This is a genomic window from Moraxella sp. CTOTU47724, assembly GCF_032014955.1.
GTDB classification, from domain to species: domain Bacteria; phylum Pseudomonadota; class Gammaproteobacteria; order Pseudomonadales; family Moraxellaceae; genus Faucicola; species Faucicola tetraodonis.
The window spans coordinates 1-9171 of the sequence record NZ_DALZSV010000075.1; the positions used below are offsets into that span (position 1 = coordinate 1).

8 protein-coding genes are annotated in these 9171 nt (G+C 43.8%); 5 read left to right on the forward strand and 3 right to left on the reverse strand.

Annotation, left to right across the window (positions count from 1 at the left end):
* The 4 genes from pilB to coaE all read left to right on the forward strand — a co-directional run.
* On the forward strand, positions 1 to 1331 hold a 1331-nt coding region (gene pilB, locus RTR63_RS10900), incomplete at its 5' end, for a type IV-A pilus assembly ATPase PilB (protein ID WP_312524209.1).
* 56 nt (positions 1332 to 1387) lie between these two features.
* A complete protein-coding gene (locus tag RTR63_RS10905; protein ID WP_312524211.1) occupies positions 1388 to 2611 on the forward strand; it encodes a type II secretion system F family protein in 1224 nt (407 codons plus the stop codon).
* Between the two features lie 26 nt (positions 2612 to 2637).
* The gene (locus RTR63_RS10910) at positions 2638 to 3492 is read left to right on the forward strand and encodes a prepilin peptidase (protein ID WP_312524213.1); all 855 of its coding nucleotides are present in this window, start codon (positions 2638 to 2640) and stop codon (positions 3490 to 3492) included.
* A gap of 8 nt (positions 3493 to 3500) precedes the next feature.
* The gene (coaE, locus tag RTR63_RS10915) at positions 3501 to 4145 is read left to right on the forward strand and encodes a dephospho-CoA kinase (RefSeq protein WP_312524215.1); all 645 of its coding nucleotides are present in this window, start codon (positions 3501 to 3503) and stop codon (positions 4143 to 4145) included.
* Positions 4146 to 4202: 57 nt separating this feature from the next.
* Here the strand turns inward: coaE and RTR63_RS10920 are convergent, their stop codons facing one another.
* Both RTR63_RS10920 and RTR63_RS10925 read right to left on the reverse strand, forming a co-directional pair.
* On the reverse strand, positions 4203 to 5609 hold the full coding sequence (locus tag RTR63_RS10920) for a nicotinate phosphoribosyltransferase (protein ID WP_312524217.1): 1407 nt from the start codon (positions 5607 to 5609) through the stop codon (positions 4203 to 4205).
* 69 nt (positions 5610 to 5678) lie between these two features.
* Entirely contained in the window at positions 5679 to 6782 is a 1104-nt protein-coding gene (locus RTR63_RS10925) for a bifunctional nicotinamide-nucleotide adenylyltransferase/Nudix hydroxylase (protein WP_312524218.1), read from the reverse strand.
* 283 nt (positions 6783 to 7065) lie between these two features.
* Between RTR63_RS10925 and nfuA the strand changes: the two genes are divergently transcribed.
* Positions 7066 to 7683 (forward strand): Fe-S biogenesis protein NfuA, encoded by a 618-nt coding sequence (nfuA, locus tag RTR63_RS10930; RefSeq protein ID WP_036594945.1) that lies wholly within the window; start codon positions 7066 to 7068, stop codon positions 7681 to 7683.
* Between the two features lie 153 nt (positions 7684 to 7836).
* On the opposite strand, the gene gltA is transcribed toward nfuA, so the two are convergent.
* On the reverse strand, positions 7837 to 9123 hold the full coding sequence (gene gltA / locus RTR63_RS10935) for a citrate synthase (protein ID WP_312524221.1): 1287 nt from the start codon (positions 9121 to 9123) through the stop codon (positions 7837 to 7839).
* Between the last annotated feature and the right edge of the window lie 48 nt (positions 9124 to 9171).

Consider the following 9171-nt stretch of genomic DNA (forward strand, 5'->3'; position numbering starts at 1 on the left):
ACGTTGAAACAGTCGTCGCCGAGCACCACAAAATCAAATCACTCATCGAAAAAATCTTTGCTAGCTCTAATTTAGCTGATTTTGATGATATGGAAGCGGTGGAGTTTGATGAAACCCGTGCCGATGACGACAGTAGTGCCACCAGTCATTTAGATATCAATGATGAAGCGCCTGTCGTCAAGTTCGTTAATGGGATGCTCATCAAAGCCATTACCATGGGCGCCTCAGACTTACACTTTGAACCCTATGAAAAATCTTATCGCGTGCGTTTTCGTATTGATGGCGTGTTACAAAAAATGGCAAATCCACCGACGCAGCTAGCGGGTAAAATTGCTGCCCGCTTGAAGGTCATGTCACAAATGGACATCTCTGAACGCCGCGTGCCGCAAGATGGTCGTATCAAATTAAAAATTTCCAAGGATAAGGCGATTGATTTTCGTGTCAACTCATTGCCAACCTTATTTGGTGAAAAAATCGTACTGCGTATTTTAGACCCATCATCAGCGATGCTTGGTATTGATGCACTCGGCTATGAGCCGGACCAAAAGCAGCTATTTATGGATGCGCTGGCAAAACCGCAAGGGATGTTATTGATTACCGGCCCTACTGGTTCGGGTAAAACCGTCTCCTTGTACACGGGTCTTAATATCTTAAACACAGTTGAGACCAATATTTCTACCGCAGAAGATCCCGTTGAAATTAACCTTGAAGGCATTAATCAGGTCAACGTGAACAATAAAGTTGGCTTGACCTTTGCCAGTGCGCTCAAATCATTCTTGCGTCAAGACCCTGATATTGTGATGGTCGGTGAGATTCGTGACTTGGAAACGGCGGAAATTGCTGTCAAAGCTGCCCAAACAGGGCATATGGTGCTGTCAACCTTGCATACCAACTCAGCGCCAGAAACCTTAACGCGTCTGCGGAATATGGGTGTGGCATCTTTTAACATTGCCACCTCAGTCAATTTGGTAATCGCACAGCGCTTAGCACGTCGCCTATGTAAATCCTGCAAAAAACCGACAGATGTACCAAAACATAGCTTGCTTGAAATGGGCTTTACTGAAGAAGATTTGGCAGATCCCAGCAATGTCATTTATGAGCCCGTTGGCTGCTCTGAATGCCGCGATGGCTATAAAGGACGTGTTGGTATTTATGAAGTGATGAAAGTAACACCAGAGATTGCCCGAATTATTATGGAAGACGGCAACGCTATTGAGATTAAAGACGCTGCTTTAAAGCAAGGGTTTAGGGATTTAAGGCGCTCAGGTATTTTAAAGGTTCTAAAAGGCACGACCAGTATCCAAGAGATGTATCGTGTTACTAGCGAATAGTGCGTTTTTCATCCGTCTTTATTTAAGATTAGTTCAGATAGTAAGGGGTTAAGGGTATGGCAAAAGTCCAAACAGAAATGTTATTAGACTTTGTCTATGATGGGGTGAATCGCCGTGGCGAGAAAGTTAAAGGCGAAACCACTAGCCGCAATATTGAGCTGGCAAAGGCGCAACTACGTAAGCAGGGCATCAAAGTCAAGACGATTAAGAAAAAACCTAAGCCTATTTTTCAAATGAAAAAAAGCATCAAGGCAATCGATATTGCTATCTTTGTGCGGCAGTTGGCTACGATGATGAAAGCGGGCGTCCCCCTTACTCAGTCGTTTGAGATCGTTGCAGATGCGCTCGATAACCCCTCGATGAAAGAGTTGGTGCTTAGTGTCAAGTCAGAAGTGGAATCAGGAAGCACCTTTGCTGCAGCGCTGCGCAAACATCCCAGATATTTTGATGACCTATTTTGTTCATTGGTAGAGGCAGGTGAGCAGTCGGGCGCGCTTGAAACTATGCTTGAGCGTGTCGCGACGTACAAAGAAAAAAGCGAGCTACTAAAAGCAAAAATTAAAAAAGCCTTGAAATACCCGATTGCGGTTATCGTGGTTGCGATTATCGTTACCATTATTTTGTTGGTCAAAGTGGTACCGGTGTTTGCTGATTTATTCAATTCATTTGGTGCAGAGTTACCCGCGTTTACCCGGATGGTAGTCAGTATGTCCGAGTGGATGCAAAAATGGTGGTGGTTATTGCTATTTAGCATTGCAGGCGCTGTTGTTGGCTTTTCTGAAGCTAAAAAACGTAGCAAGCCCTTTAATGATTTTTTAGACCGACTTACCTTAAAATTGCCAATCTTTGGCAATATTGCTTATCAAGCGGTGGTTGCGCGTTTTTCCCGTACTTTATCTACCACTTTTGCCGCAGGTGTGCCGCTGATTGATGCGTTAGATTCAACCGCTGGAGCAACCAATAATGTGGTGTTTTATAATGCCACGCAAAAAATTAAAGGCGATGTTGCGACGGGTCAACAGCTGCAGTTTTCGATGCGTTCTACCAATCTTTTTCCGAGTATGGCTATCCAAATGGTCGGTATTGGTGAGGAATCAGGTAGTCTAGAGGAGATGCTTGATAAAGTCGCGACTTATTATGAAAACGAAGTAGATAACGCCGTAGATGGGTTAACAAGCCTGATGGAACCGATGATTATGGCGGTTTTGGGGGTACTGGTAGGGGGTCTGGTGATTGCCATGTATCTACCAATCTTCCAAATGGGCTCGGTGGTGGGCTAGATACGATGGGGATTTTTTCAGATTTTATGTTGTTATTACAACAGTCGCAATGGCTTACTTTGCTCATCGTATCAATCTTAGGCTTATGTGTGGGTAGTTTTTTAAATGTGGTGATTTATCGCACGCCTTTGATGATGGAGCAGCAGTGGAAGAACGAATGCCAGCTATTGCTCCATCCAGAAACCGTTATTGACAATCATGAATCCATTACCTTAAGCAGTCCTGCTTCTCGTTGCCCGCATTGTGGGCATTCAATACGTTGGTTTGAAAATATGCCTGTTGTTAGTTGGCTACTGTTAAAAGGAAAATGTAGTGAGTGTCATCACGCCATTGGTTATCGCTATCCGCTTGTGGAAATCATCACCGCTATTTTATCTGTGCTGGTGGTGATGAAATTTGGTGTTACTTGGCAAGCGCTGGCAGGATTAGCACTCACATGGACATTAGTTGCTTTAACAGGCATTGATTTTGATACCCAATTGTTACCTGACCGATTTACATTGCCGTTAGCGGGACTGGGCTTATTTGTCAATGCCTTTGGCTTATTTGTTAGCCCCACAGCGGCTATTTTCGGCTATGTGTTTGGGTTTTTATGCCTGTGGATTGTCTACCAATTGTTTTTGCTGATTACGGGCAAGCACGGGATGGGGCATGGCGATTTTAAATTATTAGCGGCTTTGGGGGCTTGGCTAGGGCCTTTGATGCTACCGTTAATTGTGCTTTTATCTGCGTTTGTCGGCTCGGTTGTGGGTGTGATATTGATGAAGCGCTCAGGTGAAAGCAAACCTTTTGCTTTTGGACCTTATATCGCGATTGCTGGCATGATAGCACTTTTGTATGGGCAATCAATAATGTCGTGGTATCTAGGCAAAATGTCATAACGTCATTTATGGGTCAATTATCCGTGAATCAAGGAGGGATTGCGATGTTGGTAGTGGGGCTTACAGGTGGCATCGGTAGCGGCAAATCACAAGTGAGCCGTTGGTTCGATGAGCATGGAATTGTTATTATTGACGCAGATGTATTGGCACGTGAAGTCGTTGCCAAAGATTCGCCAACACTAAAAAAAATTGTCGCCAAATTTGGTGACTGGGTGATTGATGAGGCAGGTGAGCTTAATCGTCGTGTCATGCGAGAGCATGTATTTGGCAGTGCGCAAGCGTTAATGGATTTGGAACAAATTACCCATCCTGCTATTCGCAGCCGTGCCAAAGAATTACTAGCAACTGCCCAGTCGCCCTATGTAATTTTGGTAGCACCCTTACTGCTAGAAGCCTCCGAAGCAGGGCTGGCGAATCTGTGTGAGCGAGTATTGGTGGTCGATAGTCATGAATCCTTGCAGATTGAGCGCGCCAGTCAACGTGATGGTCAAACGCCTGAACGTATTCAAAATATTATGGCAAATCAACTGTCGCGTCATGACAGGCTCAGACAAGCCGATGACATTGTCGACAACAATGGTAGCTTAGACGATTTGTATTTAAAACTTGAACAGTTGCACCAAAAATATTTGGCAATGGCAGGGGTTAATTAGCTTTAACGATAAAAAGCCGTCTGATTAAGACGGCTGTTGAGATTGCGACAAGTTCAATTATGATTTTACGGATGAGCGTTGACGAATCGCGGTTAGCGTATCATCAACTAATAAATCACCGTTCAAAAATACATCCTGTAATAAATTATTTTGCTCAGCAAGCTCATCTTCACGCAGCGTCATATAACTACCCTGATGTTTGACCAAGGCTAAACGCCCGCGTTTGCTGCGTTTGCTCACACTGGTAATTGGGTCTTTATATACGTCTTGCCAAAAACCGTCCACCCGTGCGCTGCTGGTCTTCATGGCAAAATTCAAGGTATCACGGTTGACTTGTTGCAGTAGCCCGCCACCCATCCCAAAGGTGATATTGTCACTACTAAATCCTGCTTTAATCACCGCATCAATTATTTTACCCATGCTGGTGGGATTAATACCATCCCCTTGGATGAGTCGCACATAGCTTGGCAGTAATTTGTAGCCTTTTGAGTTGGTGGTAGTGCCAAATTTTGCTGCAAGGCGCTGTAAGGCTTCACGCACCACTTTAATCGGATCGCCACTATCAGGACGAATGACCAACGTGCCGCCTGTTTGCGCTACTTTTTCTTTTAGCTCACCACCCCAAATATTATCAATGGCATTCCATAAATCGTAGCTATCACTAACTACCGCAAAGGTTTTACCTTCACCGCCAAATTTGGCAATCATATTGCCATAGGCATCCGCCTCATGCTCACGACCCCAAGTGGTCATGGTGCTATGCTCTGCTGCGGGAATGGAAAAAGCCGTCATGTCATTTTGCATACCATACCAACGATTGGCAGCCACAATCGCGCTTAAGGTATCCGTACCGGAAAAGTTTACCAAGTGCGCAAGAGCGCCGAGTGCAGCCGATTCAAGGCTAGACACCCCACGTGCGCCAAAATCATGCAATTTAAACGGTAGATTATTTAAGTTATCGGCCGATTTTTCCAAGCCTGCTTTGATGATTTGTTTACAATAATAAGAAAGGCTTGCCACAGTGCTAGGATACCAAATAGCACGCAATAGTGTGGTCTCGATATAGCTCGTCAACCAGTAAAACTCAGGGTCGGTATTCACCACCTGACACAATACTTGACCCGTTGGTACCACCATGCCTTCTGGTATCGCTTGAATGCGCAGCGGTAATAGACCGCCATGTTTGGCGACTAATTGTCGCCAGCCTGCTTCATTAAACGGTACGCCATGAGCCGCAAGTAGCACTTTGGCTTCATCTATATCAGCATCGGTAATGGGTTTGGTAAGATACTGTTTTAAAAAAGCTTGTAGACCAAAAAATAGCACATTTTCAAAGTTACTATTGCCGCCACGCGCTTCAATATAGCTAGATACATACTCGGTGTTTGGCGGATATTGCAGCCAATGCGACGTCTTGTAGCTATCGGTATTTAAAATAAAATTGTCAAAATTTTGACTAAACATCACAGAACTCCTCTGGTGATTGCTTGCGCAGGTTAAAACCAAACCGTCTATCAGTTTGGCGGGAAAAAATCAGAGACCGACCATTTTGCAAATAATGGCATAATGGTCTTCAAACAGTTTATCGGCTCTTAATTCAGCCAAGGGTAGCCAAAACGCTTTTTTGGCATCATCGCCACCTTTCACCGACGGTAAGCCTTTGGGGTCATTTTTGAGCATAAAGTAAAACGCTTGGGTGATGGTACGACCACGAGCCGAGCGATACGGGTCATCAAAGGTATGTTGACTATGGCGCGAACCGCGCAGAACCGCTTCAGGCACTTTTAACCGTGTCTCCTCACGTAGCTCACGAATACAGGCGTCAAATAGCGTCTCTTTAGGGTCAATAAAGCCACCAGGCAATGCCCATAGCCCTTGACCTGGCATACCACGACGCTCCACCAATAAAATGTGTCCTGATTGAATGACCACGGCATCAACCGTCATAAAGGTGGGTGGATAGGGGCTTGATTCCCATTGTTTTTTGTATTTATCGATGAAGCCAGCCTCATCGTGTAGGCGTTTAAATGCTTCGGTCTTTTTAAATGCCTTCATGACATCGGTTGTCGATTGCGGTACCGCGTCGGTTAGCGGATCGGCACCCAGCAAAAAGCCTTCGCGAATTGGCGTGGCAGACAACTCATGAAAATTGGGCACAGCCACTGACTGCCAATTTGGAAAAAGTGACAAGTAATATGATGAGCTGTCTTTTGAATGTCCAATTAGACCAATATTGGCGTTTAAATCGCCGGTAACCGACTTCACGCACTGCTGCACGTATTGAAGCCATTTTGTGTCATTGTATAAGGCATCATCCAAACCGACACAATGGATGCGTTTGGCATCTTTGTTGTCAAAGGCGCCCAAAATCATCTGGCTACGCGCTTCAACACTAAAGCTATTGCGAATACTACTTGGCAAATTGGCAGAGCCAATGAGCATAATCACATTTTCAGCAAGCTTTAATGCTTCATCGACAACCGATTTATGACCTAAGTGAAACGGCTGAAAACGCCCGATAAATACCAAATAGTCATATTGATAGCCTTTTTTATTTTTGGGTGTGCTAAAACGCCCTTTATCTTCGGTAATGTCGTTTTTAGTAACCGTGATAGTGTCAGTCGTGTTATTTGGCATGACGCAAACTCCTTGCGAATGATAACGCCCTCGGTCTATCCAATAGCGTTTTGGTGATAAAATTCGGTGATAAAGCATGTTTTTTAACTATCTTGCCTAAACTTTCAACCAATGCCAAGTTATTTTTGGTTAAAGATAATGACTAGATTGGAGTTTTAGCTTGACTAAAAAATATTGTGACGACCCTTGATAAGCCAAAAAACCACCCCCAATAAAATCCGAGTAAATTACTCAAGTTTATGCTAAAATATGGGTAAAAATTGATGACAAGCTAGGGTGACATATGAGCGATACAGAAAAAACCACAAATATCAAAATTACCGATTCAGCGCAAGGTTATCTGACTGAGTTGTTGGCAAAACAAAATACTGACGGCATCGGCGTGCGTATTTTTGTTGAACATCCAGGCACGCCGCGAGCAGAATGCTGTATGTCATATAGCCAGCCAGATGAACACAATCCTGACGATTTAAAATTGGATTATGAGACATTCACTGCTTATATAGACACCCCGTCTATTCCTTATCTTGAAGATGCGGTGATTGATTACAATAAAGACCGTTTTGGTGGGCAATTGACATTTCGTGCGCCCAACTCAAAAGTGCCAAAACTGGGTGAAAATGCGAGCCTAGAGGAGCGTATCAATTACGTGTTGTCTTCAGAAATCAATCCAAATCTAGCGGCGCATGGCGGTAACGTGCAATTGGTGGATTTGGTACATGAAGAAGGGGTTGGTATCACCGCAGTGCTCAAATTTGGCGGCGGCTGTCAGGGCTGCTCTGCAGTTGATATGACGCTAAAACAAGGGGTTGAAGTCTCGCTAAAACAGCAAATACCAGAATTAACCCAAGTGATTGATGAGACTGACCATACTTATACTGCCAATGCGTTTTATAAGTAAGGTGAAGAGATTGGCAAGTGATACTTAATTCAAGTGACACTTGATTAAAGAAAGGGCGTCATAAGACGTCCTTTTTTATTATTAAATTATTATTAAATTTTACTCAATAAAAAACCCAGTTGTGCACTGGGTTTTTTGGTTTGACGTATTGGCTTAATCGCGGTCTTCAACTGGTACAAAATCACGTTGTGTGTAGCCAGTATATAACTGACGTGGACGACCGATTTTGTAAGGTGCAGAGTGCATTTCTAACCAATGACTAATCCAACCAGAAGTACGTGCTAAAGCAAAGATTACGGTAAACATAGAGGTTGGAATACCGATGGCTTTTAGAATGATACCTGAGTAGAAGTCAACATTTGGATATAGGTTACGCTCTTTAAAGTACGGGTCATTCAAGGCGATTTGTTCAAGTTTCATCGCTAGTTCAAGTTGTGGATCTTTGATACCAAGCTCGCCCAATACTTCGTCACAAGTTTCTTTCATCACTTTGGCGCGTGGGTCAAAGTTTTTATAAACACGGTGACCAAAGCCCATCAATTTCACTTCTTTACGTTTTACTTTTTCCATGAATTCATCAACATTGTCTACGCTGCCGATTTCATCAAGCATTTTAAGTACAGCTTCGTTGGCGCCACCGTGCGCAGGTCCCCATAGAGCCGCAATACCTGCCGCGATACAAGCGTATGGGTTAGCGCCCGTAGAACCTGCTAGACGTACAGTTGACGTCGAAGCATTTTGTTCGTGGTCAGCATGTAAGGTAAAGATTTTGTCCATCGCTTTTGCAAGGATTGGATTGACTTTATAGTTAACATCCGCTGGGGTTGCAAACATCATGTGTAAGAAGTTTTCAGCGTAGTTTAAATCATTACGGGGATACATGAATGGTTGACCATTGCTGTATTTGTAGCACATTGCGGCAATAGTAGGCACTTTGGCAATCAAGCGAATCGCGGTGATTTCACGATGGTCTTGTTTGCTCACATCAAGATTGTTGTGGTAGAACGCAGATAACGCACCCATCACACCAACCATAATCGCCATCGGATGAGCGTCACGGCGGAAACCTTCAAAGAAACGACGTAATTGGTCATTTACCATTGAATGTTTACGAACTTTTTCATAGAAATCGGCTTTTTGCTCAGCATTGGGTAATTCACCATGAATGAGTGCATACGCAACTTCTAAGTATTCTGCTTTATCAGCTAATTGGTCAATTGGGTAACCACGGTGTAATAAGATACCTTTATCACCATCAATGAAGGTGATTTTTGATTCAGTGGAAGCGGTTGACATGAAACCTGGATCGTATGTCCAAAAACCAGCTTGGGGTACGGCCTTAATATCGAGTACAGGATCGCCTAATGTTCCTTCAATGATAGGAAGCTCATAGTCCTGGCCATTGACGTGCAAGGTTGCAATATTGTCTTTCTCTGACATAAAATCCTCTCAGACGTGTAAAAAAAGAAGACCTATACTTGCTCAAAT

Excerpts from the sequence above, each read along its gene's own strand:
- RTR63_RS10905 (WP_312524211.1), top strand. The coding sequence starts at position 1,388 with ATGGCAAAAGTCCAAACAGAAATGTTATTAGACTTTGTCTATGATGGG.
- RTR63_RS10920 (WP_312524217.1), bottom strand. The coding sequence starts at position 5,609 with ATGTTTAGTCAAAATTTTGACAATTTTATTTTAAATACCGATAGCTAC.
- RTR63_RS10910 (WP_312524213.1), top strand. The coding sequence starts at position 2,638 with ATGTTGTTATTACAACAGTCGCAATGGCTTACTTTGCTCATCGTATCA.
- coaE (WP_312524215.1), top strand. The coding sequence starts at position 3,501 with ATGGGTCAATTATCCGTGAATCAAGGAGGGATTGCGATGTTGGTAGTG.
- nfuA (WP_036594945.1), top strand. The coding sequence starts at position 7,066 with ATGAGCGATACAGAAAAAACCACAAATATCAAAATTACCGATTCAGCG.
- gltA (WP_312524221.1), bottom strand. The coding sequence starts at position 9,123 with ATGTCAGAGAAAGACAATATTGCAACCTTGCACGTCAATGGCCAGGAC.
- RTR63_RS10925 (WP_312524218.1), bottom strand. The coding sequence starts at position 6,782 with ATGCCAAATAACACGACTGACACTATCACGGTTACTAAAAACGACATT.